This window comes from Stenotrophomonas sp. YJH_SMC_25 (assembly GCF_059369595.1).
On record NZ_JCAFSV010000001.1, the window covers coordinates 89,045 to 111,616 of the forward strand.

At 66.2% G+C, this 22,572-nt stretch carries 21 protein-coding genes and 1 pseudogene; 6 read left to right on the forward strand and 16 right to left on the reverse strand.

The window, feature by feature from the left end:
• Window positions 1–2: 2 nt before the first annotated feature.
• Genes AC5P7E_RS00475 through AC5P7E_RS00490 form a run of 4 tightly spaced genes read right to left on the reverse strand, consistent with a single transcriptional unit; the run spans window position 3 to window position 2,456 of the window.
• Window positions 3–521: a hypothetical protein gene (locus AC5P7E_RS00475; protein ID WP_111193536.1), complete on the reverse strand. Its 519-nt coding sequence runs from the start codon at window positions 519–521 to the stop codon at window positions 3–5.
• A 13-nt stretch (window positions 522–534) separates the two neighbouring features.
• Window positions 535–1,407 carry a hypothetical protein gene (locus tag AC5P7E_RS00480; RefSeq protein ID WP_114619081.1) on the reverse strand — a complete coding sequence of 291 codons (873 nt, stop codon included), beginning with the start codon at window positions 1,405–1,407 and terminating at the stop codon, window positions 535–537.
• Complete coding sequence (locus tag AC5P7E_RS00485) at window positions 1,407–2,252, reverse strand: hypothetical protein (protein WP_024957211.1); 846 nt, start codon at window positions 2,250–2,252, stop codon at window positions 1,407–1,409. The genes AC5P7E_RS00480 and AC5P7E_RS00485 overlap by 1 nt, the downstream gene beginning before the upstream one ends.
• 51 nt (window positions 2,253–2,303) lie before the next feature.
• The gene (locus tag AC5P7E_RS00490) at window positions 2,304–2,456 is read right to left on the reverse strand and encodes a hypothetical protein (protein WP_158230227.1); all 153 of its coding nucleotides are present in this window, start codon (window positions 2,454–2,456) and stop codon (window positions 2,304–2,306) included.
• 275 nt (window positions 2,457–2,731) lie between these two features.
• Here AC5P7E_RS00490 and AC5P7E_RS00495 point away from each other — a divergent pair, with 275 nt between their 5' ends.
• Window positions 2,732–3,043, forward strand: coding sequence for a hypothetical protein (locus tag AC5P7E_RS00495; protein ID WP_225792049.1), 312 nt, complete (start codon window positions 2,732–2,734; stop codon window positions 3,041–3,043).
• A gap of 34 nt (window positions 3,044–3,077) precedes the next feature.
• Here AC5P7E_RS00495 and AC5P7E_RS00500 read toward each other — a convergent pair whose 3' ends face one another.
• Window positions 3,078–3,653 carry a TetR/AcrR family transcriptional regulator gene (locus tag AC5P7E_RS00500; protein ID WP_024957212.1) on the reverse strand — a complete coding sequence of 192 codons (576 nt, stop codon included), beginning with the start codon at window positions 3,651–3,653 and terminating at the stop codon, window positions 3,078–3,080.
• Between the two features lie 69 nt (window positions 3,654–3,722).
• Between AC5P7E_RS00500 and AC5P7E_RS00505 the strand changes: the two genes are divergently transcribed.
• Window positions 3,723–4,268, forward strand: a complete 546-nt coding sequence (locus AC5P7E_RS00505) for a thioesterase family protein (protein ID WP_005410204.1) — start codon at window positions 3,723–3,725, stop codon at window positions 4,266–4,268.
• Between the two features lie 6 nt (window positions 4,269–4,274).
• On the opposite strand, the gene AC5P7E_RS00510 is transcribed toward AC5P7E_RS00505, so the two are convergent.
• On the reverse strand, window positions 4,275–5,408 hold the full coding sequence (locus AC5P7E_RS00510) for an agmatine deiminase family protein (protein WP_099527306.1): 1,134 nt from the start codon (window positions 5,406–5,408) through the stop codon (window positions 4,275–4,277).
• Between the two features lie 104 nt (window positions 5,409–5,512).
• On the opposite strand from AC5P7E_RS00510, the gene AC5P7E_RS00515 reads away from it, so the two are divergent.
• On the forward strand, window positions 5,513–6,397 hold the full coding sequence (locus AC5P7E_RS00515; protein WP_114619080.1) for a LysR family transcriptional regulator: 885 nt from the start codon (window positions 5,513–5,515) through the stop codon (window positions 6,395–6,397).
• Here the strand turns inward: AC5P7E_RS00515 and AC5P7E_RS00520 are convergent.
• Both AC5P7E_RS00520 and AC5P7E_RS00525 read right to left on the reverse strand, forming a co-directional pair.
• Window positions 6,372–7,160 carry an SGNH/GDSL hydrolase family protein gene (locus tag AC5P7E_RS00520; protein ID WP_114619079.1) on the reverse strand — a complete coding sequence of 263 codons (789 nt, stop codon included), beginning with the start codon at window positions 7,158–7,160 and terminating at the stop codon, window positions 6,372–6,374. The genes AC5P7E_RS00515 and AC5P7E_RS00520 overlap by 26 nt on opposite strands.
• 49 nt (window positions 7,161–7,209) lie before the next feature.
• Window positions 7,210–8,175 carry a DUF2268 domain-containing putative Zn-dependent protease gene (locus AC5P7E_RS00525; protein WP_114619078.1) on the reverse strand — a complete coding sequence of 322 codons (966 nt, stop codon included), beginning with the start codon at window positions 8,173–8,175 and terminating at the stop codon, window positions 7,210–7,212.
• Between the two features lie 138 nt (window positions 8,176–8,313).
• Between AC5P7E_RS00525 and AC5P7E_RS00530 the strand changes: the two genes are divergently transcribed.
• Window positions 8,314–9,297 (forward strand): hypothetical protein, encoded by a 984-nt coding sequence (locus AC5P7E_RS00530; RefSeq protein ID WP_024957218.1) that lies wholly within the window; start codon window positions 8,314–8,316, stop codon window positions 9,295–9,297.
• Between the two features lie 10 nt (window positions 9,298–9,307).
• Here AC5P7E_RS00530 and AC5P7E_RS00535 read toward each other — a convergent pair whose 3' ends face one another.
• The 3 genes from AC5P7E_RS00535 to AC5P7E_RS00545 form a co-directional block, all read right to left on the reverse strand.
• Window positions 9,308–9,628, reverse strand: coding sequence for a hypothetical protein (locus AC5P7E_RS00535; protein ID WP_005410210.1), 321 nt, complete (start codon window positions 9,626–9,628; stop codon window positions 9,308–9,310).
• A gap of 190 nt (window positions 9,629–9,818) precedes the next feature.
• On the reverse strand, window positions 9,819–12,281 hold the full coding sequence (locus tag AC5P7E_RS00540; RefSeq protein WP_111193930.1) for a S9 family peptidase: 2,463 nt from the start codon (window positions 12,279–12,281) through the stop codon (window positions 9,819–9,821).
• Between the two features lie 167 nt (window positions 12,282–12,448).
• A complete protein-coding gene (locus AC5P7E_RS00545; protein ID WP_005413891.1) occupies window positions 12,449–12,778 on the reverse strand; it encodes a hypothetical protein in 330 nt (109 codons plus the stop codon).
• 239 nt (window positions 12,779–13,017) lie between these two features.
• Here AC5P7E_RS00545 and AC5P7E_RS00550 point away from each other — a divergent pair, with 239 nt between their 5' ends.
• Window positions 13,018–13,794, forward strand: coding sequence for a HipA family kinase (locus tag AC5P7E_RS00550; RefSeq protein WP_021202746.1), 777 nt, complete (start codon window positions 13,018–13,020; stop codon window positions 13,792–13,794).
• On the forward strand, window positions 13,772–14,173 hold the full coding sequence (locus AC5P7E_RS00555) for a DUF3037 domain-containing protein (protein ID WP_043034606.1): 402 nt from the start codon (window positions 13,772–13,774) through the stop codon (window positions 14,171–14,173). The genes AC5P7E_RS00550 and AC5P7E_RS00555 overlap by 23 nt, the downstream gene beginning before the upstream one ends.
• Window positions 14,174–14,352: 179 nt before the next feature.
• On the opposite strand, the gene AC5P7E_RS00560 is transcribed toward AC5P7E_RS00555, so the two are convergent.
• From AC5P7E_RS00560 to AC5P7E_RS00580, 5 genes and pseudogenes are all read right to left on the reverse strand, one after another.
• Complete coding sequence (locus tag AC5P7E_RS00560; protein WP_171968761.1) at window positions 14,353–14,835, reverse strand: REP-associated tyrosine transposase; 483 nt, start codon at window positions 14,833–14,835, stop codon at window positions 14,353–14,355.
• A gap of 258 nt (window positions 14,836–15,093) precedes the next feature.
• Window positions 15,094–17,623 (reverse strand): annotated as a pseudogene (locus tag AC5P7E_RS00565) (membrane-bound PQQ-dependent dehydrogenase, glucose/quinate/shikimate family).
• Window positions 17,624–17,753: 130 nt separating this feature from the next.
• Window positions 17,754–20,468: a DNA gyrase subunit A gene (gene gyrA / locus AC5P7E_RS00570; RefSeq protein ID WP_111193932.1), complete on the reverse strand. Its 2,715-nt coding sequence runs from the start codon at window positions 20,466–20,468 to the stop codon at window positions 17,754–17,756.
• 216 nt (window positions 20,469–20,684) lie between these two features.
• A complete protein-coding gene (mtnA, locus tag AC5P7E_RS00575) occupies window positions 20,685–21,749 on the reverse strand; it encodes an S-methyl-5-thioribose-1-phosphate isomerase (RefSeq protein ID WP_005413901.1) in 1,065 nt (354 codons plus the stop codon).
• A gap of 47 nt (window positions 21,750–21,796) precedes the next feature.
• Window positions 21,797–22,525 (reverse strand): DUF3011 domain-containing protein, encoded by a 729-nt coding sequence (locus AC5P7E_RS00580; protein ID WP_005410220.1) that lies wholly within the window; start codon window positions 22,523–22,525, stop codon window positions 21,797–21,799.
• Window positions 22,526–22,572: the final 47 nt, after the last annotated feature.

Consider the following 22,572-nt stretch of genomic DNA (forward strand, 5'->3'; position numbering starts at 1 on the left):
GATCAGCCGATACGCCAGGCCGGCAGGCGCTCGCCGCGCTTCCAGATGGAAGGTGCGAAACCAATCAACGCCAGCGCCGCCAGCCACTTCGGTGAGGTGTTGAGCAGTGTCGAGGTAAGCGAACCATCGACAGGGGCGGCCATTTCCTGCCACGGGTTGTAGCCCAGGTAGACGACGCTGCCAGCCCACCACAGCAATGCCACACCGACACCCACCAGCAACAGAGCCAGCGTGCGGCAGGTCCAGCGCTGCGAGGTGGTGCCCCACTCGCGGGACGCCGCTACCAGCAGGCCCACCACCAGCAGCGACACCAGTGCAACCAGCCCGATATCGACCTTGTGCCCGATACGCTCGTAGGTGCAGGCGCGGCATCGCGCCTCTTCCGCGGCAGTGGCGGCTTCGGCGCCATCGGCCTCCCCGGCTGCGGGCTGCGCCAGTGCCGCAAACGGCATCAATACTGCCAGCAGCGTCACCATGATCCAACGAAACAACGTCCTGTTCCTGCGTGCAGCGACATCCATGCGCTCTTCCTCGTCAGTGGTTGTACGTCCAGGGCCGCAGTATGCGGCCGTCCCATACGCCGCCCAGACCCCGTTCCGGGGGTTCGGCCATCCAGCGTTCTTGTTCCCGATGCAGCACGACAAGCTCCCGGTAGACGAAATCGTCGGAACACGAATCCCAGGCGACCGCAATCATAGCCCACTGCCCATCGACGCTGAAAACAGGCCGGGTCAGATAGGCGACGTGGTCGTATGTCCGAGTCGGCCCATGCACCGTTGCCCCGCACCCTTGCTCCCGCAGCGCTCGAAGCCCCGCGCCGTCCATCCGCTGCGCACCGGCCAATGCGGCCGCAGGCACTGGCGTGGACCGGCGATTGACGGGAACCAGGTCCGCCTGCAGCTGCAACCGCAGCGCATGGATGTCCGGCGGCCACCGGTCGTCCAGCGGCAGGACCAGATCGTCCACCTCCTGGCAGATGGAGGCACTGCTGCCCGGCCAGCAATAGGGCAAGGTCTGCTCCATCACGTAGATGTCCTCCCCCACCGGGTCGGTCAACTGCGGCTGTTCCTGCGGGCGCCATTGATCAACGCGCGTGGACGGTGTCTGCGGTGCGCTGGGCACCTCGCTCAGCGACGATGGCAGAACTGGCGTTGGCTGCGGCACTGGCGGGGGTGGAGGGGGGAATGGGGGGCTCTGCCGGATCGCCAGCGCCATCGCCTCCGCCTGCATCTGCGCTGTTCCCAGGTTGATCGGTAGCCGACCGATCGCCTGCTGCCACCTCGGGCGCAGGCTGCAGATCCCGGCCATGAGCGCCAAGGCCGACAGCGCCGCCGCCAGCGATGCAATGCGTCGCCAGGCGATCCGTTGTTGGCAGTCACGGTTTGGCTTGAACGAGGTATCTATCATCACGACTCCGGCAACGCGGGCCACAGGCCCTGTCCAAAGCTCATATGGCGGACAGGCTCCACTCGAACACGCTCCCAGCCGCCCTTCCTGCGATGCAGAAGGTAGAGGACACGCATCGCCGTTCCTCCACTGCACAGATCCGAGGCGACCGATGCCATTGCCCAGTTCCCATCCAGGCTGAACACAGGACGCTGCAGATAGACAACGCCCAGATCCGGATTGCCCGGGCCACCCGTGCATCCCTCGATACCGCGCGCGCGCCGTTGCTGAAGCTCGTCCCACGTCATCCGTTGCGCCCGCACGTGTGCAAGCTCGAACGCGAGACCGGGTACCCGTGAAGCCCGGCGGTTCGCAACCTGCAGCATCGACTCCAGATGCTGCTGCAGTTGAAAGGACGCCGCACTGTCATCATCGCGCCACTCGACGACGCTGTGACGAACCTGGCAGACCGGGGCGGGATACCCTTCACCGCAGGAAGGCGCAGTCCATTCCATCACAGCGAATGGAATGTCGGGCTCCCAGCCGCGCGGCTCGAAGTGTGCTGGCGCGACGTCTTCCAACCGCACCGCTGCGGTCGCGAACCCACTGTTACCGGCCAGCATCGGGGAGGAGACTCCTCTCATTGGAATCGGTGGAACCGGCGGCTTTCCTGGCGGTGTCGGTCGCAGGTCGATGAGCTCTGCCATCACTTCGGCCTGCATCCGTGCCGTTCCCAGATTGATCGGAGGCGGGCCGACTTCCCGCCGCCACTGCGGGCGCACGCTGACCATCAGCGCTACGACTGCAACCATCGATAGAACGACCGTTGTGGCCAGGACGCGTTTCCTTGCAATGCGCTGTCGCATGAAGATCCTGGAAAAAGTGAAGCACAGAGGAAATTGCCCGGAATTGCAGTACTACCCGGCCAGCACTACCGCCATCGGGTAGCGCAGCGGCATTGCATCGACAGCGGCCGCCCACTGCAGACCCGAGGCATGGAAAACGGTGTCGCCGGTCAACGCGACGATCATGGCCACCGCGTGCGCGGCCAGCCGCACGCACGACTTCACTGCCGCGGCTCCTGGGCAACTTCAATGCACTGATTGAAAAATGGCGCGAGTTCTTCATGCCGCCGCCAGCGGGCGCGTGGCATTGCGGCCAGGGACCTCAGAAACCTGATACTGCATGCGGACATCCTTGCCGGGCACGCGTAGGCGGTGGTGGACGGATTCTAGCGCGATGGGGCCGTGGGTCCATCACCCACAGGCCGCACTGGCGCCGGCCTTGTACCCGCGCGCCGGCGGCTGGATTATGATTTTCCACCAGAAGAGCTATGCGCCACGGCATGCACGCCTCCCAGTTCACCCGCGCCACCGCGCTCGTGATGTTCGTTCCAATGATCGGCCTCGCCGGTTGGGGTTCGTGGTTTGGTAGCCGCTGCTTCAGCGATGGCTGCCTCGGCGTCCTGGTGGCATGGCTTGCCGCCGTGGCCACCTTTGCGGTGCAGGCGTTGCTGGTGCTCCCGACGCATGCCTGGGCCCTCAAGCGGCAGGGATGCCCCGCCTCCCGCAGCTACCTGCGTTGGCTTGGCGCGTCGGCCATCGCTGCCTTCCTGCCCATCGTGCTCGGCTGGGGCTACCTGATGATCTTCCGATGACCTGCTGCGCGTCTTCCGCACACGTATAGCCGGATCAAGGAGGCGCGGCCGCCTTCAGCAACTGCGCTGCTACCCGATCAAACGGAGCGATGTCCTGCAGTGCGCGGCACATCGCCACGGCGCCTTCCACGCTGGCGATCACCAGGCTGGCCAGTCCATCCGCCGCCGCAGGTTCGTGGCCGTCGGCAATGAAGGCTGCGGCCAGATGCCCCTGCCAGCGCACGAACACCTCTGCGGCGGCCACGCGCGGTTGGCTGGTAACCGCCTCGACCGGCTCTTCGACGGCAACGGCCAGCACCGGACAACCCGCGCGGAACCCGGACCGCAGCAGGCGCTCGCGCCACATCGCCAGGAACTGCTGCAGGCCCTGCACGGCCCCGCCCTTCAACAACTCAACGAGGAGCGCCTCCACCTTGTCACCAGCCATGTGGGTGGCGCGCGCCAGCAGCTCCTGCTTGCCGCCGGGAAAGTGGTGATAGGTGGAACCCAGCGGCGCCTCGGCCAGCTTGGTCACCTCACGGATGCTGGTGGCATTGAGACCCACGCGCGCCAGCATCTGTGCCGCAGCATCAATCACGCGTTGTGGCGCATCAGAGGGGCGCGGGCTCACGGCAGGCTCCTTGCCAGGACAGTCGTCATAAATTAGCGTATCGGCGATTCTATAACAGTCGTCATAACCATGAATCTCTGGTTCCGCCTGCTCCACCTGCTGCTGTGCAGCCTGTTCCGGCCGAAGCTGGAGGCGCCGTTCGGGGTCTCGCGGCTGCAGTTCCGGGTACTGCCCAACGACCTGGACAGCAACCTGCACATGACCAACGGCCGCTACTGGAACATCTTCGATCTGGGCCGGCTGGACCTGATACTGCGGATGGGCCTGGGCCGGGTGGCGCTGCGCGAGAAGTGGGCACCGATCGTCGGCGCTGGCACCATCCAGTTCCGCCGTGAACTGAAGCCGTTCCAGCGCTTCACCCTGGAAACACGCCTGGTCGGCTGGATCGGCTCGCGCGGCATCATGGAGCAGCGCGTGCTGATCGGGCCCGAGCAGAAGATCGCCACCCGTGCGCTGCTGGTCACCGGCATCTACGACCGTCGCGCGCGCCAGTTCCTGGGCATGCCGAAGATGATGGAAGCGATCGGTGTGGTTGCCCCGCCGTCGCCGCCGCTCAGTGCAGCCGCCGAGGCGCTGCTGGCGGCCGATGCGGCGTTGAAGCAGGACGACGCCTGAGGCACCTCAGCCTACCTTCGGCATGTTCTTGGTCAAGCAATGGATACCGCCACCGCCACCGGCGATCGCATCGATGTCCACCTGTTCGATCACACGACCGGGATACATGTCTTCCAGTAGTTCACGGCAGTAGCCATCGGCTGCGTCGTCACCGAACTGCGGCGCGACCACCGCGCCGTTGATCGGCAGGTAGTTGATGTAGCCCATCGCCAGATCATCGTTGTCGCGGGTATGCACGTTGTCGCGCCCGTCCAGCGGCGGCGGCAGCGTGTGCACCTGCAGGCGGCGACCATCGGCATCGATGGCCCCGCGCAGAATGTCCAGATGCTCGCGGGTCAGATCGTAGTCGTAGGACTCCGGATCGTTGTCCAGGTTGGCGATCACTACGCCGGGGCGCACGAAGCGCGCATAGAAATCCACATGCGCGTCGGTGATGTCTTCGCCGGCAATGCCGGGCAGCCAGATCACCTTGCGCAGGCCGAGGTGGTGCATCAGCTCGGCCTCGATATCCGCGCGCGACCAGCCGGGATTGCGATTGCGGTTCACCCAGCAGCTTTCGGTGAGGATGGCCGTGCCATGGCCATCGACTTCGATGCCGCCACCCTCGCCCACCAGATCGCTTTCCAGCAGCGTGGCACCGGTCACCTGCGCCAGCCACGGCGCCACCGCACCATCGTTCCGTGCGCTCTGCTTGCCGCCCCAGCCGTTGAAGTTGAAATCAACCAGGCCCAGCCCGCCCTTGCCATCGGTGACGAAACATCCGCCGTAGTCGCGCACCCAGATGTCATCCAGCGGCACCTCGAGGAACTCGATGTTGTCGCGGCCGCAGCGATCCTGCGCCAGCTTCCGCTGCGCCGGGCGGCACAGCACACTAACGGGCTGGTGGCGGGCGATGGTGCGGGCCAGGCGTGCCACGGCGGTGTTCACCGCATCGGCCTGCGCGCCCCACACCCGCGGTTGCGCGGCGAAGGCCAGGAAAACGCGTTCCTGCGGCCCGTGCTCGTCCGGCATGCGCCAGATACCCGCACCCGGCCCCGCTGCGGATACGCGCGTCGGCAGCCCTGTCAGGCCGAGGGCGGCCAGGCCGCCAAGGCCAGCGGCGCCCGCCAGCTGGGTGAGGAAGTGACGACGGCTGCTCATGACGGGCTCCAGGGCCGGTGTGGGATGGACCTATGCTGCGCTTGCGTATCGATAAGAACAAACGATAGATTCAGCCATCAATTGAACAGTTTTACTTATCTGAAATGCTGAGGCATTGGCCACCGCTGAACGCGTTGCGTGGTTTCGAGGCCGCCGCCCGCCTGGGTAGTTTCCACAGGGCCGCCGAGGAACTGCATCTGACCCAGTCGGCCATCAGCCAGCAGATCCGGGGCCTGGAAGCCTCGCTGCAGCAGCCGTTGTTCTTCCGGCAGGGCCGCAGCGTCACCCTCACCGACGCCGGCATCGACCTGCTGGAAACCACCCAGTCCCTGCTGCGGCAGCTGGCCAGCGGCATCCGCCGGCTCGATCAGTACCGCAAGCCGAATCAACTGATCGTCAACACCAGTCCAGCCTTTGCCCGGCATTGGCTGGTGCCGCGCCTGGCCAGCTTCCACCGCCTGCATCCCGACGCCGACCTGTGGCTGCTGACCAGCGAGGAGGCACCGGATATGACCACGCAGACGCTGGACGTGGCGGTACGCGATGACCTCGACTCACAGGCGCAGTGCCAGCATCGCGTGCTGCTGCAGGATCGCCTCTTTCCGGCCTGCCATCCGGCCCTGCTCGCCACGCCGGTGCACGAACGCCTCACCCTGCATGGCGAGCGCGAAATGGACTGGAGCCAGTGGCAGGTACAGGGCGGCGCCGATGTCGGCCAGCGCCGCGAAGGCATGAACTTCTCCGAACCCGGGCAGCTGCTGGATGCTGCCTGCCAAGGGCTGGGTATCGCCCTGGTCAGCGAGCTGCTGGCGGCACGCGCCTGCGATCAGGGGCTGCTGCAGCCGCTGGATGAGGCACGCGTGCGCGGCCCGCGCTGGAGCTGGCTGGTGCATGAGGACAGCGCAGACGATCCGCTGGTGATCAGTTTCTGTGAGTGGTTGCTGGCGAGTCTGCCCGCAGAAGCTACTTCTGCTGCAGCGCGCGCTTGACCGCCGCCTCGGCCAACGGCGCCATCACCGCATAGCCCTTCGCCGTGGGATGCACGCCATCCTCGGCCAGCTGCGGATCGAGTCCTCCGGCGGCATTGGCCATCGGCGTGTAGTAGTCCAGATAGACCAGCTGCTGCGCATCGGCATAGCGCTTCAATGCCGTGTTCAATGCACGCACCTTCGGCGCTGGCGCTGTTCCCGGCAGCCACGGGTAATCGCTGACCGGCAGCACCGATGCCAGCACCACGGCGATGCCATGTGCACGCGCCAGGTCCACCATCGCGTGCAGGTTGTCCTCGATCATCGCCTGCGTGGACGGGCCGGTGTTGCCGGCAATGTCGTTGGTGCCGGCCAGGATCACCACCACCTGTGGCTTCAGTGCCAGCACGTCCTGCGGGAAGCGCACCAGCATCTGCGCCGTGGTCTGGCCGCTGATGCCGCGGTTGAGCCAGCCCTTGCCGGGGAAGAATCCGGCGCTGCCTTCCGCACCCCAGCCTTCGGTGATCGAGTCGCCGAAGAACACCACGCGCGGCTGGCCCGGCACTGCCGCAGGCAGTTGCGCGTTGGCATCACGATAGCGCTGCAGCTCCGGAAAATCGGCCAGGCGCTGCTGCATGAAACGAACCTCGTCGGGGCGCAACTGGTCGATGGGCGTCTGCAGCAGCGGATTGACTGCGACGGCTTCGGCGGCACCCGGCGGAGAAGCCAACGCGAGGCCCAACGTCACGACGGTTGCAGCGGCAAGCTCAACAGGTCCACGCATGCGGGTACTCCTGAAATCAACTTCCGCAGTCTAACGCCCTGCCCCGTGCTCAGCGTGCAGCCGTACGCGCCGCCACACCCGTGACTTTCGCCGGCATCCACATGCCCGGCGTCCAGCCGCTGGCGGCCAGGATCGTCTTCGGGTTGTCCTGCTGGATCAGCGCACGGACCGCATCACGCTTGTCCTTGGCCTGCAGGTAATAGGCCTTGGCGATGCGGTAACCCACCCAGTACCCCAGGTCGTAAGGTTCCTGCGAGCCCGGCTTGTAGTTGTACAGCCACGGCGACAGATCGGTGCTGTCCAGATCCAGCGCGAACGCGCTTTCGATATGCACTTCCCGGCCACGGGTCCAGGCCGCGTGACGCCCATTGCCGACGTTGCCGGAAATCAGCTCGGCGATGAACTCGGCGATGCCCTCGCCCAGCGAAACATGCAGCACCGTGGCACGCGGGTCACCCGGCTCGAAGTCGATCAGGCCGGTCTGCTGGATGTGCACGTATTCGTGTGCGATCACATGCACGAAGCGATCCTGCACATTGGCACTCATGAAGTCGGCCGCGCACAGCGCTTCCAGGCCAATGATCACACCGCTTTTTGAGGTCAGCCCGACCGGCCGGCCGCGGCCCACCGCGATGGTCACCGGCGGGAACCGGGTCTGCGGGTAGATCGCCTGCAGGTTGGAAAACACCTGCGTCAGGCGTTGCTTCACCGCGGGCAGTTCGGCCAGGCAGTTTCGTCCCTGTGCATACAGCTCGGGCTGGCTGGCGATGGACTCGGCAATGCGTTCGGGAGTGACCCGGCGCGCCTTGGCCAGTTCGGCCAGGCCGGCCGAACCCTCGGCCAGGTATCCACGCAGCTGCGCAACGCTGGGCTTGCCGCCAGCGCTGTCATAAAGTGCATAGAAACGGCTGACATCCTCGGTGAGGATCTGCGGCCCTGCCGGTACCGCTGCGGTGGCCACGCCTACCGCCCCGGCACAGGCCAGGGCCAACAGGCCGCGCAGGATCATGAACATCGCTCCGTCCTTGGTGGAGTGCATGCGAAGCGCGCAATCTATCACTCCGCCCGGCCCACTGCAGCAGGCGGATGCGGGCGCACCGGCGCTGTGCCAGACTCGCTTCGGCACCTGCCATGGAAGATGGAGCACCGCACGATGATGATCGTTCCCGCGTACTGGGCCGAAGCCCGCCTGCAGGCCCGTTTCCGTGGCCGGCCGGTGGTCGTGCGCCGCTTCGGCTGGTCCGACGAAGGCCCTGCCGAGGCGCAGGTGCACGCCGATCGCCGCGCCAACGAAGCCCTCAATGCCATCCTCGCCGGGCAGGCGCTTCCGCGACGCGAAGTGCGCAGCAACTACGGCGTGGAGGGCGTGCCGATCCGCGAGCAGATCGTGCAGCGCGACGGCGACGTCATCATTACACGCAACAGCTACGGTGCGCTGTGCCTGAACACCCCGGACGTGCTGTTCGCCGACATAGATCATGCGCAGCCACCTGCCGGTTGCGTGATGCCTGCAATCATCGCCGCAGTGCTGCTGTTCGCTGGCGCCGTCATCGGCACTCTGCTCTGGCACTGGCTGGTGGGACTGGTGCTGGGGGTGGCAGCGGTGCTGCTGGTCAACACGGCGATGCTGATGCAGCGCAAGCGGCGCCTGGCCGCGGCCGGTGGCGCCGAAGGCGTAGCCCTGCAGCGGGTCGCGGCCTTCAGCGAACAGCATCCGGACTGGCATCTGCGTACGTACCGCACGCCGGCTGGATTGCGCGTGCTGGCCATGCACGCCACGTTCCTGCCCGAAGACGAGCAGCTGCAGGCGTTCTTCAGAACGCTGGGCGCCGACACCCTGTACGCGCGCATGTGCCGGCTGCAGCACTGCTTCCGTGCGCGCCTGACACCAAAGCCGTGGCGCGTTGGCCTGAGGTACCGCATCCGTCCGCCGGTGGCCGCGTGGTCAGCCGAGCAGGCCAACAACCCGGATCGCCTGGCCTGGATTGCCGAGTACGAAAAGAAGAGTGCCGGCTTCGCCGCGTGCGCCTACCTGCGCAGTTTCGGTGATACCACGCGCATCCATGCCAAGGCCGAGCACGTGCGCGAACTGCACGACCGGTTGGCGCATGCGCAGGACCGCCTGCCGTTGGCGTGAGCTCGGGTGCTCAATCAGCGCTCTGCACGAACGGCTGCCCTGCCAGGGTAGTGCCCAGCCGCACCGCAATCTGCTGTTCACCCTTCTCGAAGGTCGTCGCGCACTGCTTCCCGCCCTTCTGGCACCCCACTTCCGGAAAGCCCTCCAGCGATTCCGGCGCGCCCTGCGCCGGCTTCACCTGCCATCCCGCAGCATCCAGCAGGCGCTTGGCCTTGGCGTAGGGCATGCCGGCGATGATCCCCAGCTGCGCCAGCTCGGTGGGCAGCGACTGGGCATGGGCGTTTGAAACCAGGACCAACGACAACGTTGCAGCAAGAACGATGGCTTTCATTGCACCGACCCGGGACGAACTCACAGGGCCAGCCTAGCCCATCTGCGTGGCACGCGAATGTGCCGGTAACACGTCGTTACCGAGTCTCCACAGTTGATTGCAGAGCACGTGCGGCTGGTTACAGCCGAGCGTGGGCTCGGCGCTACAGCAGGATGCAGGAAGGCCACCCGGAGGTGGCCTTCCTGTTCCTTCACTTGGCGTTCTTCACGTAGGTGTCGAACCAGTTCAGCATTTCCGATACCAGCTGCTCGTTCGACTCCAGCGCGGTGTACCAGTGCGGCTCGTTCGGCAGCATCACCAGGCGGGTGGTACCGCCGTTGCCGCGGATCGCCTGGTACAGCTTGCGCGACTGGAACGGCTCGGTGCCCGGGTTGGCGTCGTCCTCGCCGTGGACCAGCAGCAGCGGCAGCTTGATCTTGTCGGCATAGAAGAACGGCGAGGCCTTCAGGTACACGTCCTGCGCCTGCCAGACCGAGCGGCGTTCGTTCTGGAAGCCGAACGGGGTGAAGGTCTTGTTGTACGAACCGCTGGTCGCCACGCCGGCCTTGAACAGCTTGGTGTGCGCGATCAGGTTGGCGGTCATCAGGCCGCCGTGGCTGTGACCGGTCACGCCGACGCGGTTGCGGTCGACCACGCCCATGTCCACGGCCTTGTCCACCGCCGCCTTGGCGTCGGCTTCCAGCTGCTCCAGGTAGGTGTCGTAGGCGTTCTTCGGGTCACCCACGATCGGGAACGAGGCGTTGTCGATGATCGCGTAGCCGGCCAGCAGCATCAGGCGGTACGGCTGCAGACGGGTGAAGGTCTGCTGCGAACCGGACACCTGGCCGGCCTGCGCGGCATTGGCGAAGTCGGCCGGGTACGCATACAGGATCGCCGGCACGCGCTGGCCTTCCTTGTAGCCCGGCGGCGTGTACAGGGTGAACGACAGGTCCACGCCATCGGCACGCTTGTAGGTCACCAGCTGCTTCTTGATCTGGCGCACTTCCGGGGTCGGGTCGACCAGCTTGGTCAGCGCGGTCGCGGTGGACGCGAACTGCGCCTCGCCGGTCTTCGCATCAGCCACTGCCTCACCCTGCTGGCGGATGAAGGCGTTCGGAGGATCGATCACCGACTGGTGCCAGGTCAGGTAGCGCCCCGGCGTGCTGCTGAAACCGAGGAACTGTTCGTAGGCGTCGACACTGCTGCGGAACAGGCGCTCGCTCTTCAGGGTGCCCAGGTCCAGGCGGTCCAGGAACGGACGGTCGCCCTGCGGCGACGCGCCACGGCCGCTGAGGAACACATGGTTGCCCTCACGGCGCACCACCTGCGCGCCATTCGGCAGGCGGGTAAAGACCAGGTTGCCGGGGTTGCCATACAGCTCGTCGCTGGACATGTCCCACAGCAGGCGGCCTTCCTTCTTCGGCTGGTCCACATCGACGATGCGGGTCTGCATCCAGTGGCGGTTCTCGTCGTTCTCGTACTGGAACGCCACGGCCGGATCGGCGGTCCACGCGAAGCCCTCAAATCGCTGCGCGGTACGGGTGATTTCGGTCGGCTTGCCGTTGAACGGGGCCTTCAGCATCAGCACGCGGTCGCGGTGCGGCACGTTGACCTTCCAGTCGCCCTTGTCCAGTGCCTCGGCATAGACCAGGGTGGCTGGATCGGTGGCACGCCAGTCGAAGCCACGCGGGCCTTCCGGCACGCCATGCACCGGTACGCGATCGGCCAGCGGCAGGCTGGCAATCGGCGTGGATTTGCCGCTGGCGATGTCCAGCACGGCCACGTCGTTGGCGAAGCGCTGGTAGGTCACCGCATGCGAGTACGGCGCCTTGATCGATTCGGTCAGCACGTGCACGCCATCGGGTGCGGCGCTGACTTCGTTGAACAGCGCCGGCTGCCCGACCGGACGCACGCTGTTGGCGGCGGTATCGACCACGGCCAGCTGCGAGGCACCGTAATAAGCGAACAGCTTCTCGTCGTGCACGCTGGTCAGCGTGTCGCGGGCCTCGTAGGTGCTGCTCTCGCCACTGCTGCCCAGCGACTCCTGTGCATCCGGGCCGGTCGGTACGCCGCCGTTGGAAGGTGCCGGGCCCTGGTTGGCCGGTACCAGTTTCACCAGCAGGTTCTGGCTGCCGCCCAGCCACTGCACGGTGTAGCCGAAGATCGGGTTCAGCTGCACATTCGGCACCTGCTTCACCTGCCCGGTGGCCGCATCGCCTACCCACAGCTGCACGCTGGTATCGACCGCATTCTGGAAGGCGAAGTGGCTGCCATCGGCCGACCACAGCGCACCGGTGGCACAGCCCTGCGGCAGGTTGACCTTGGTCTCCTTGCCGCTGCCGATGTCGACCAGGGTGAAGTCGGCCACGCAGGCCGGAATGCCGTAGCCACCGGGCGTGTCATGGCGGCTGCGGTTCTTCGGCTCCAGGCGCACGCCGGCCAGCTTCAGGTACGGCTGGGCGACGCGGCTGATCGACGGGTAGGTCTGCGCGGTGGTCAGCAGCAGGCGCTGGCCGCCCGGGGCCACGTTCGGCGCCGGCGGCGGCGGCGCCTTCAGCACCTTGAGCAGGTGTTCCGGCGGCTTCGCGTAATCAGCGAAAGCCGGTCCAGCGGCCAGCAGGCCGACGGTGGCAACGGCAACAGCCGCCGCCAGAGAGGTTCGACGGATGAGCATCCTTATCCCCTGGGGTGTGAATGGGCGCCCGGAATCGGGCATGGACCCGAATCTAGCACCGCAGGGGTTGTCGTGAATGGGCCGGAAGGACTAGTGGCCGGATGGGGCAAAGTGCGGCTCCGGGAGGTGCCGGGGAACTGCCGGCACCTGCCAGGCATGGCCTGGCACTACTGCTGCGCGTGCAGGTCCCAGGTGGCCAGGTAGTCGGGGTCGACCACGATCATGCCGCTGGTGCGCATGCGGTACTCGCCGGGTTCGGCTGGTTGGTACTGGTCCAGCATCGGTGGCAGGTAGCGCTCGTGGCCATCATTCTCGTCGGCCAGCACCACGCCCTCGTCGGCGCTGATGCGCAGCACCGTGCCGGCGTACTGCTCCAGCCCCTTTACCTGACCGTCGCCGCCATAGCGGGTAACCCCGACCAGTACGACCTTGCCGATCATTTCTTCCGCCTTGGCATCGTCCAAGGTCGGCAGAATGGGAGTGAATTCGTCGCTCATCGGTGCACCTCCGTAGCCTGCAGGACATCGTGGATGAGGTTTCCGCTTCGCAGTGCGCGTCGCTGGCAGCCGAGCAGGTACCCAGCCTGGAGCCTCTGCATCGAGAGTGCCAGTACGCCCATGAACCCAAGGGTTCCTGTAGCAGGATGCTGCCATCGCAGGCGGAAGGGACAGGTGAAGGCCGAAATCGGTCCTCGCCGGTCAGAGGGTTGCGCCTGCACCCACGCTAGAATGCACGCATGCGCACCGTACATGCCCTCCGCTACATCACGCCCTTGCGGGAAGGTGGCTCCCTGCCGGCCGTGGTCGAGACCGACGACGACGGCATGGCCGTGCTGAAGTTCCGTGGCGCCGGCCAGGGCCCGAAAGCGTTGATCGCCGAGCTGATCGCCGGCGAGATGGCACGCACGCTGGGCCTGCCGATTCCGGAAATCCTGTTCGTCGAGCTGGACCGCGAGTTCGCCCGCACCGAGCCCGACCCGGAAATCCAGGAGCTGATCCGCGCCAGCGAAGGCCTGAACCTGGGCCTGGACTACCTGCCCGGTGCGATCAATTACGATCCGGCGGCAATGCCGGTGGATGCCGACCTGGCCTCGCGCATCGTCTGGTTCGATGCGTTCACCAGCAATGTCGATCGCACCACGCGCAACCCGAACCTGATGGTGTGGCATCGAAAGCTGTACCTGATCGATCACGGTGCGGCCATGTACTTCCATCACGACTGGGCCAACGCCGGCGATGCCTGCGAAAAGCCGTTCGTGTTGATCCGCGACCATGTGCTGCTGTCGTTCGCCAGTCGCATCGCCGAGGTGGATGCCGAGCTGGCCGCGCGCCTGACCGATGCCGAGATCGAACGCATCGTCGGCCTGGTGCCGGACAGCTGGCTGGTCAACGAGCCGGCGTTCGACAGCCCCCAAGCCTACCGCCAGGGTTACATCGATTATCTCAAGCACCGCCTGAAAGTGCGTGCGGTGTTCGTGCAGGAGGCCATCCGTGCCCACGCTGCACACGTATGACTATGCGGTCATCCGCGTGGTACCGCGGGTGGAACGCGAGGAGTTCATCAACGTCGGGGTGATCGTCTCCTGCCCTGGCGCGCGCCATCTGGAAGCGGCCATCGAGATCGATCCTGCGCGCCTGCGTGCCTTCGCGCCGGCGCTGGACCAGGAGGCGCTGCAACCGTGGCTGGATGCGATCGTGGCCATCTGCCGTGGCGACGCCAACGCCGGGCCGATCGCGCAACTGCCCGCGCGTGCCCGCTTCCACTTCCTTACCGCCAAGCGCAGTTCGGTCGTGCAGATGTCGAGCACGCATGTGGGCCGCACGACCGACCCGGCGGGTGTGGTGGAACACTTGATGACGAAGATGGTGCGGGTGCCGGCACCTAACGCGTAGCGGCGACTGGTAGAGTCGACTGTTAGTCGACTAACGCACGCAGTGCGGGCTCTTCGGCGGCATTGATTAAGGCAGTCGACTAACAGTCGACTCTACCGGGTCGACTCTACCCGGTCGACTCTGCCCGGCTGACTCTGCCCGGCTGACTCTGCCCGGCTGACTCTGCCCGGTCGGTTCCATCACCATGCGCGTTCGCCTGCCGACTCAAGCTCGCTCAACGGCCAGCGGCACCATCCGTACGGATGGTCACCGATCTGCGCGGCAAGACCGGCTCGAACGGGATTTGCCAGAATGTAGCAAGCGTGCCTGTGCAGCGACGCGTCACTGCGGATCGCATGATCGTGATAACCCGCCTGCCAGATTGCACCCTGGCTCCCTCGCCGCCGGTTGATTAGAAAGCTGCTGCGCGCCTTGAAGCGCTGCACGCAGTAGCCCAGCGAATGGCCACGAAGTTGAGCCAGCCAGTGGATGTGATCCGGCATGATCACCCAGGCAAACGATGCAGTCAGGCCTTCCCGATCCATCGATCCGAGGAGCTGCATGGCAAGGTCGGCATTGGCAGGGCTATCGAAAACGCGATGGCGGTTCCGGCACACCATGGTGATGGCGTAGACGTTGCCGACTATGGATCGGCGGCCGGCAAGCAGTTGAGGGCTGGGCATGAGTTCGAGAATGCCCGCCAGGATGGATGCTCGACATCGGTTCACTGCCAACGTCAGGATCAGGGACCATCTCGATGCAGCGTCCGGGGATGTGGAGTCGCCTGGGTAGAGTCGACTGTTAGTCGACTATCGCGCGAAGCGCGGGCTTTCCAGCATGGGAGAGAAGAGCAGTCGACTAACAGTCGACTCTACCCAGTCGGCTCTATCCAGTCGGCTCTATCCAGTCGGCTCTACCCAGCCGGTTCTACCCCGTCGGCCCTACCTGGGCAACGCAAACGCAATCACGTAATCGCCGTTCGGGGTTTCCATGAAATGGTGGCCGCCGGCCATGATCACCACGTACTGGCGCCCGCCCTGCTCGTACACCATCGGGTTGGCCTGGCCGCCGGCAGGCAGCTTGGCATGCCAAAGCTCCTTGCCGGTCTTCAGATCGATGGCACGCAGCAGGTCATCGGTGGCGGCGGCGATGAAGATCAGGCCGCTGGCGGTCACTACCGAACCGCCGTTGTTCGGCGTGCCGATCTCGATCGGCAGGCCGGAACGGATGCCGAACGGTCCGTTGCCGCGCGCACTGCCAAACGGACGGTCCCACAGCAGTTTGCCGGTGCGCAGGTCGATGGCACGGATACCGCCATAGGGCGGCTGCTTGCACAGCAGGCCGGTGAACGGCAGCCGCCAGCCGGCGTTGACCTGGATGGCGTAGGGCGTACCCACCTGCGGGTCGCCCGCGCCTTCGGCACCGCCCTGGTCGAACCGGACCTTCTCGCGTGGCAGCCAGCCCAGCCGGTCGGCCTCCGCGCGTGGCACCAGCCGGTTGTAGTTGGGCATGTCGTTGTAGTTGGCCACGATCACGCCGCGGCGCGTATCGATGGACACGCTGCCCCAGTCCGAGCCGCCGTTGTAGCCGGGGTACTCGATGGAATGGCGCTCGCTGCTCGGCGGCGTGTAGAACCCTTCGTAGTACGCCTTGCGGAACTGGATGCGGCAGACCAGCTGGTCAATCGGGGTGATGCCCCACATGTCACGCTCGGTCAGGTCATGTTCGCGGCGCAGCGTGTGGTACAGCGAAAACAGCTGGGTGGGAGAACGCTGCTCGGGTTCGACGCCGCCGACCGGCACCTTGCGCTCTTCGGCGGCAGTCAGGAGCTGGCCGTTGCGGCGATCGAGGATGTACATGTCGCCCTGCTTGGTCGGCAGCAGGATCGCCGGCACCTTGCCCGCCGCCGTCGGGTAGTCGATCAGGCTGGCCTGTGAACCCAGGTCGTAGTCCCACACATCCTTGCGCACCGCCTGGAAATGCCAGACCGGCTTGCCGGTGGCCACGTCGATCGCCACCAGCGAGGTCGCATAGCGATTCTGGTTCTCCGTGCGCGAACCACTCCAGTAATCGCCCGCGGCATTGCCCAGCGGCAGGTAGACCAGGCCCAGCGCCTCATCACCGGTGGCCGTGGTCCACATGTTGGGGGTGCCGCGCGTATAGGTCTGCTCGCGCGGAGGCAGACCGCTGCGCTCGGGCTGGTCCATGTCCCACGCCCAGCGCAGCTTGCCGGTGATGGCGTCGTACGCCTGGATCACGCCCGACGGCGCATCGCGGCGCTGCCCATCCAGCACCTGGTGGCCGGTCACGATCACGCCGCGCACGATGGCCGGCGGCGAGTTGATCGACACGTAACCCTGTGGCACCTCGCCCATGCCCAGGGTGATGTCGACCTGGCCGTTGTTGCCGAAGTTGGCGCAGGGGCGGCCGCTGTCCGCGTCCACCGCGATGATGCGACCGTCCAGCGTGCCTTCAATGATGCGCGCCCAGCACGCCGGACGACTGCCCGGTGCAGCGCTGCGGGTGACGCTGGGCGGCGGCTCCGGCAGGGCCAGATCGGCAGCGACATCGGCCAATGCCGCGTCAGCAAGGGTCGGCGTGCTGGGCTGCTCGTAATAGCTCACACCACGACAGGCAGCGGTATAGGGAATCGAGGCATCCTTCACCTTTGGATCGAACCGCCACAGTTCCTTGCCGCTGGCAGCATCAAGCGCGATCAGGCGGTTGCGTGCGGTGCACAGGTACAGGCGGTCGCCGATCTTCAGCGGCGTGGTTTCGGCACCCCAGCGCTTCTTCGGCATATCCCCGGTACGGAACTGCCAGGCCGGCTGCAGCGTGGCCACATTGGCCGGGGTGATCTGCTGCAGTGGCGAATAGCGGGTACCCGCATTGCTGCGGCCCCACGCCGGCCAGTCGCCCTCGGCGGGCTGGTCAGCCGGCTGCAGGCCCGTGGTATCGCGCGTAGGTTCCAGTCCGGCGCTGACCGCGCCTTCCGGGAACGGCTGATGCCCATCCACTTCACCATGCGGCGCGAAAGCCAGGCCGAAGGCGGCCACGAACACCAGCATCAGCACGCCCGCCACGCTGCGCGACAGGGGTTTTGAAACCGGCTCGCGCAGTGTCGGCGCCAGCAGCGCCAGCACGATGCCGAGCGCAGTCACCAGCCCGAGCCGCGGTACCCAGCGCCAGTAGTCGCTGCCCGATTCCCACCAGGTCCACAGCAGCGTGCCGATGAACACCAGCGCATACAGCAGCGCGCCGCTGCGGCGGTTGCCGAACAACAGGGTTCCGCTGGCCAGCAGGCCGAGCCCGGCGATGGCGTAGTACGCCGAGCCACCCAGGCTGAGCAGCCACCCACCGAGGGCCACCGATGACCAGGCCGAGCACGACCAGCAGCAGTGACAGCACGGTGACGAGGGGATGCCGGGAGGCGCGGACGGGAGCAGGAGCGGACTGCGGCGTGGCGGACATCGTCGATCTCCGGGGGCAGCATGCGCCCTTATCCCACCGCCTGCGTGAAGCGCGCGCGTATGCGTGGCACCCGGATACGACGACGCCGGCGCAGGGCCGGCGTCGTCGGTACCTCAGGCTCGCGGCAGGATCACTCCTGCGCGGCGTCCTCGCTGCTGGCAGCAGCCGGTGCGCCGTCGGTCGTGGCCGGGGCGGCGGCAGCCACCTCGTCCTCGTCCTCGTCGATCGAGGCATCCATGCGCTCCACCGCCTGCAGCTTCTCGTCCTTGGAGAGGCGGATCAGGGTCACGCCCTGGGTGTTGCGGCCGACGCGGCTGATTTCCGAGCCACGCGTACGCACCAGGGTGCCACCATCGGAGATCAGCAGGACTTCGTCGCTGGAGCCCATCAGCACCGCGGCGACCAGCTTGCCATTGCGCTCGGTGGTCTGGATGCCGATCACGCCCTGGGTGCCACGGCCCTTGCGCGGATAGTCCGGCAGCGGGGTGCGCTTGCCGTAACCGTTCTCGGTGGCGGTCAGGATGTACTGAACGCTGGCGTCGTCGGCGCCGTCGATCACCGCATCGCCATTGGCGGCGGCTTCCTCGACACCGTTGTCGTCCTCGTTCTCGTCCTCGATGCCACCGGCACTTTCGGCCACGATCAGGCTGACCACTTCCTCGCCGGCCGGCATCTTGATGCCCCGCACGCCGGTGGCGGTACGGCCCATCGAGCGGACCTTGTCCTCGCCGAAGCGCACGGTCTTGCCGTTGGAGGCGAACAGCAGGATGTCGCGCTGGCCGTCGGTCAGGCCGACGCCGACCAGCGCGTCGCCCTCATCGAGGTTGATCGCGATCTTGCCGCGCGCCAGACGGAAGGCGAACTCACCCAGCGGGGTCTTCTTGACCGTACCGTTCTTGGTGGCGAAGAACACGAACTGGCCATCGGCGTAATCGCGCACCGGCAGTACGGCCTGCACGCGTTCACCCGGTTCCAGCGGGATCCAGTTGATGATCGGACGGCCGCGGGCGTTGGAGCCCGCTTCCGGCAGCTGGTAGACCGGCAGCCAGAACACCTTGCCCGAACTGGTGAAGGTCAGCAGCGTGTCATGCGTGTTGACCAGCCACAGCTGTTCGATGAAATCCTCTTCCTTGGTCGCCGCCGCACTACGGCCACGACCACCACGGCGCTGCGCGCGGTACACGCTCACCGGCTGGCGCTTCACGTAACCGGCATGCGACACGGTGACCACCACGTCTTCCGGCGCGATCAGGTCAAGGATGTCCAGGTCTTCTTCGCTGTGGCGGATCTCGGTACGACGCTCGTCGCCGAATTCGGCCTTCACACTGACCAGCTCTTCGCGGATCACCTGCAGCAGGCGGTCGGGATCTTCCAGGATGTGGATCAGCCCGGCGATCACTTCCAGCAGCTGCTTGTACTCATCGGTCAGGCGGTCCTGCTCCAGCCCGGTCAGGCGGTGCAGGCGCATTTCCAGGATCTGGGTGGCCTGGATCTCGGTCAGCTGGTAGCCGCCCTCGATCAGGCCCACGCCCTTGGGCAGGTCTTCCGGGCGCGAGGCTTCGGCGCCGGCGGCACCCAGCATCGCACCGACCAGGCCCGGCTCCCACACGCGGGCCAGCATGCGCTCGCGTGCTTCGTTCGGGTTCGGCGAGGTCTTGATCAGTTCGATCATCTCGTCGATGTTGGCCAGCGCGACGGTCAGGCCTTCCAGCACGTGGGCACGGGCGCGCGCCTTGCGCAGCTCGAACACGGTACGGCGGGTGACCACTTCGCGACGGTGGCGGACGAACGCCTCCAGCATCTGCTTGAGGTTCATCAACTGCGGGCGGCCATCGACCAGCGCCACCATGTTGATGCCGAACACCGATTCCATCTGCGTCTGCTGGTACAGGTTGTTCAGCACAACCTCGGCAGATTCACCGCGCTTGATCTCGATGTAGATGCGCATGCCGTCCTTGTCGGACTCATCGCGCAGCTCGCTGATGCCTTCGATCTTCTTTTCCTTGACCAGCTCGGCGATCTTCTCGATCAGACGCGCCTTGTTCACCTGGTAAGGAATTTCAGTGACGATGATCGATTCGCGGCCGTTGTCGGCCACTTCGATATCGGCCTTGGCACGGATGCGCACGCGGCCACGGCCGGTGCGGTAGCCGGCGACGATGCCGGCGGTGCCGTTGATGATGCCGGCGGTCGGGAAATCCGGGCCCGGGATGTACTCCATCAGGCCGTCGACGTCGATGTCCGGGTTGTCGATCAGCGCGATGCAGGCGTTGATCGATTCGCTCAGGTTGTGCGGCGGGATGTTGGTCGCCATGCCCACCGCGATACCGGCCGAACCGTTGACCAGCAGGTTCGGGAACCGGGTCGGCATGACCGTCGGCTCCAGTTCCTTTTCGTCGTAGTTGGGCTGGAAATCGACGGTTTCCTTGTCGATGTCCGCCATCAGCTCATGCGCCAGGCGCGACATGCGCGCTTCGGTGTATCGCATTGCTGCGGCGGAGTCGCCATCGATGGAGCCGAAGTTACCCTGGCCATCGACCAGCATGTAACGCAGCGAGAACGGCTGTGCCAGGCGCACCAGCGTGTCGTACACCGACTGATCGCCATGCGGGTGGTACTTACCGATGACGTCACCGACGATACGCGCCGACTTGAAGTAGGGCTTGTTGCTGTGCGCGTTGAGTTCATTCATCGCGAACAGCACGCGGCGATGCACCGGCTTGAGGCCGTCGCGCGCATCCGGGAGCGCGCGGCCCACGATCACGCTCATGGCGTAATCGAGGTAGCTCTTGCGCATCTCGTCTTCCAGGTTGACCTGGATGATTTCCTTGGCGGTTTCTGCCATTCGGGTTCCGTTGTCTGGTAGCGGTCCAGTCCGGCGCAGCCCCCTGCGGGAGGGGGTCGTGCCGGAACCTCGATTCAACCTGCGGATATTACCACAACAGGCCGTTTTCCGCCTCCCTTTACGGGTATTTTACCTGCACAAATCAGGAACTTAGGGGGTTGCCGGCCCGCGGCCGGCACCACCGGGGCGGAGGTCACGCGGCCCCTCCCCCGCGCGTCAGCCGCCGAAGGCGGCGCGCATGTTCTCCGGGGTCGGGTTCAGGATCACGCCGCGCTCGGTCACGATGGCGTCGATCAGCTCGCCCGGCGTGACGTCGAACACCGGGTTCCAGGCAGCGATGCCCTCTGCCACCGTGCGGGTGCCGCCCACGCCGTACAGCTCGCCCGGATCGCGCTGCTCGATCTCGATCTGGCTGCCGTCCACGGTCTCCATGTCCACCGTCGAGGACGGCGCCACGACCATGAACTTCACGCCGTGATGGCGGGCGGCGATGGCCAGCTGATAGGTCCCGATCTTGTTGGCGGTATCGCCGTTGGCGCAGATGCGGTCGGCACCGACGATCACCCACTGCACAGCGCCGGTCTTCATCAGGTGCGAGGCGGCCGAATCGGCGATCAGCGTGGCGTCAATGCCATCCTGCTGCAGCTCCCACACGGTCAGGCGCGCGCCCTGCAGCCACGGACGGGTCTCGCCAGCGAACACGCGGGCAATGCGGTGCTGGGCCATGCCGGCGCGGATCACGCCCAGCGCGGTGCCGAAGCCGGCGGTGGCCAGCGAGCCGGTGTTGCAGTGGGTCAGCACGCCGCTGCCGGCTTCGATCAGGCCCGCGCCCAGCGCGCCCATGTGGCGATTGGCGGCCAGGTCCTCCTCCGCAATGGCCTGCGCTTCCGCCTCCAGCTTCGCCTTCCAGTCAGCACCGGCGGCATTCAGGCAACGGCGCATGCGCGCCAGCGCCCAGGCCAGGTTGACGGCGGTCGGACGCGAAGCGTTCAGACGCTGCAGCGCCGGTTCCAGCTGCTGCAGCGCGTGCGCACCGTCTGCGGCCTGCACGTCACGTGCGGCCAGCACCACGCCCCAGGCGGCGGCGATGCCGATGGCCGGCGCACCGCGCACGGTCAACGCGTGGATGGCTGCAGCCACTTCGTCACTGTCATGGCAGACCACATGCTCGACCACGAACGGCAGCTTGCGCTGGTCCAGCAGTTGCAGGGCATCGCCGGTCCACAGGATCGGACGGATATGGTCGTAACGGGCGTAGTCGATGTCGGAGGCAGTGTTCATGGGCCCATTGTAGGGCCACGCCCCCCGGGGTTGGAGCCCGCCCGGGCTCAATTCACCGAGAACTCGGCGCGGCAGCCACCGTCCACCCAGATGCCGTTGCGGCTCCAGCCCCAGGTACTGCCTTCCTCGCACGGCGTGCTGGACAGCTGCTCGGAGACGGCGGCACCGACCGAGATGCTGGCGCCGCAGAAACGGCGCTTCTTCGACTTCGATTCACAGGTCAGCCGGCGTGGTACGTCAACGAATCGGCCGTCCTCGTCAGCCACTTCGAAATCCCCCTGGCAACCGCGGCTGGTCCAGACTTCATTGCGCTTGTAGCCCCAGCCCTGCCCTTCGCGGCATGGCAGCGCCGACAGCTGGCGCAGCAGGCGTACTGGCGCGCCATCCAGGCGCACCGGGCAGCTCTGCGGGCGACCATTGGATTCACAACGCACCACGCGACGGACCAGGCGCTTGCCCTCGCTTGCTACCGGCACGGCACCCGCAGCGCGGCGTGCGCGGAACTCGGCGCGGCAGCCCAGCGTGACCCACACGCCACTGCGGTCGGTGCCCCATTCGCTGCCACGGATACAGCTGCTGTTGGAAAGCTGGCGCACCAGGTCGACGCCGTTGCTGACATCGATATCGCAATGCACCCAGCCCATATCGCGTGATTCGCAGGTCACCACTTCACCGTCGTAGCCGGCCTGCTGGGCAGATGCCGATGACGGCAACCAGGCACCCCAGAGCGCGATGGAGTAAACCGGTGCAGCGACAACCGCAAACCACTTGACCAAAGCCTTCCCCAGCAGGAATGGATGAACTGCGTGCCAGTGTCCGGCAT

Coding starts and splice junctions, on each gene's coding strand:
- AC5P7E_RS00505 (WP_005410204.1), top strand. CDS start 3,723: ATGAATCTCTGGTTCCGCCTGCTCCACCTGCTGCTGTGCAGCCTGTTC.
- gyrA (WP_111193932.1), bottom strand. CDS start 20,468: ATGGCAGAAACCGCCAAGGAAATCATCCAGGTCAACCTGGAAGACGAG.
- AC5P7E_RS00530 (WP_024957218.1), top strand. CDS start 8,314: ATGATGATCGTTCCCGCGTACTGGGCCGAAGCCCGCCTGCAGGCCCGT.
- AC5P7E_RS00515 (WP_114619080.1), top strand. CDS start 5,513: ATGCTGAGGCATTGGCCACCGCTGAACGCGTTGCGTGGTTTCGAGGCC.
- AC5P7E_RS00550 (WP_021202746.1), top strand. CDS start 13,018: ATGCGCACCGTACATGCCCTCCGCTACATCACGCCCTTGCGGGAAGGT.
- mtnA (WP_005413901.1), bottom strand. CDS start 21,749: ATGAACACTGCCTCCGACATCGACTACGCCCGTTACGACCATATCCGT.
- AC5P7E_RS00545 (WP_005413891.1), bottom strand. CDS start 12,778: ATGAGCGACGAATTCACTCCCATTCTGCCGACCTTGGACGATGCCAAG.
- AC5P7E_RS00525 (WP_114619078.1), bottom strand. CDS start 8,175: ATGTTCATGATCCTGCGCGGCCTGTTGGCCCTGGCCTGTGCCGGGGCG.
- AC5P7E_RS00475 (WP_111193536.1), bottom strand. CDS start 521: ATGGATGTCGCTGCACGCAGGAACAGGACGTTGTTTCGTTGGATCATG.
- AC5P7E_RS00510 (WP_099527306.1), bottom strand. CDS start 5,408: ATGAGCAGCCGTCGTCACTTCCTCACCCAGCTGGCGGGCGCCGCTGGC.
- AC5P7E_RS00560 (WP_171968761.1), bottom strand. CDS start 14,835: ATGCCCAGCCCTCAACTGCTTGCCGGCCGCCGATCCATAGTCGGCAAC.
- AC5P7E_RS00535 (WP_005410210.1), bottom strand. CDS start 9,628: ATGAAAGCCATCGTTCTTGCTGCAACGTTGTCGTTGGTCCTGGTTTCA.
- AC5P7E_RS00485 (WP_024957211.1), bottom strand. CDS start 2,252: ATGCGACAGCGCATTGCAAGGAAACGCGTCCTGGCCACAACGGTCGTT.
- AC5P7E_RS00540 (WP_111193930.1), bottom strand. CDS start 12,281: ATGCTCATCCGTCGAACCTCTCTGGCGGCGGCTGTTGCCGTTGCCACC.
- AC5P7E_RS00495 (WP_225792049.1), top strand. CDS start 2,732: ATGCACGCCTCCCAGTTCACCCGCGCCACCGCGCTCGTGATGTTCGTT.
- AC5P7E_RS00480 (WP_114619081.1), bottom strand. CDS start 1,407: ATGATAGATACCTCGTTCAAGCCAAACCGTGACTGCCAACAACGGATC.
- AC5P7E_RS00520 (WP_114619079.1), bottom strand. CDS start 7,160: ATGCGTGGACCTGTTGAGCTTGCCGCTGCAACCGTCGTGACGTTGGGC.